Origin of the sequence: Actinomadura keratinilytica (assembly GCF_039539665.1) — a bacterium.
Lineage (GTDB): Bacteria > Actinomycetota > Actinomycetes > Streptosporangiales > Streptosporangiaceae > Spirillospora > Spirillospora keratinilytica.
Genome location: NZ_BAABDO010000301.1, coordinates 1 through 550, shown reverse-complemented (window position 1 = coordinate 550; position 550 = coordinate 1). Strand labels below are relative to the sequence as shown.

Sequence of the window (550 nt, the reverse complement as noted above, 5' to 3'; positions counted from 1 at the left end):
CGGCGGTGGTGTGTAGGGCTTGGTCGTAGTGGTGGCGGAAGTCGTCGGCGTCGGGTCGGTTGGCGGCGGCTTCTCGGAGGGGGCGGAGGGTGTTGAGGGCGAGGCCTGACGTGACGCCGGAGTAGGCGGGGAGTGCTGCCTTGCCTGTGTTGAGGGCTTCTTTCACGTCGCCGGCCTGGAGCAGGGTGGCGGCGACGCGGGCGCGGATTGTGGTCTTGTCTCGGGGCGTGCGTGTCGGGTCGTCGAGCACTGACTGGTACAGGTTCAGTGCCTGGTCGATGTTGGTGCCGTGGATGCGGGCGAGCAACTGGTAACCGCTGGCCTCGATGGAGTTGATCTCGGAGGGGAGAACGAAGTCCGTCCAGGCCGGGTCGGTGGGGTGGGGGCCTCGGTCCAGTTCGCGGCGGGCGGTGTCGATGGCCTGCCGGAACGCCAGGTCGTCACCGAGTGCGGCGTGCGGGAGCGCCTGGCGGAGGGCGATCAACGCGTGCAGCCGTGGGGAGGGGAGGTGCTGGGCGGCGGATGCGGCTCGGGACGTCAACCGTAGGGC

At 69.8% G+C, this 550-nt stretch carries 1 protein-coding gene; it reads right to left on the bottom strand.

The features are described from left to right. Positions 1-541: NsdA family TPR-like regulatory protein (locus ABD879_RS32820; RefSeq protein WP_486303749.1), on the bottom strand; the 541-nt coding region annotated here is incomplete at its 3' end. Between the last annotated feature and the right edge of the window lie 9 nt (positions 542-550).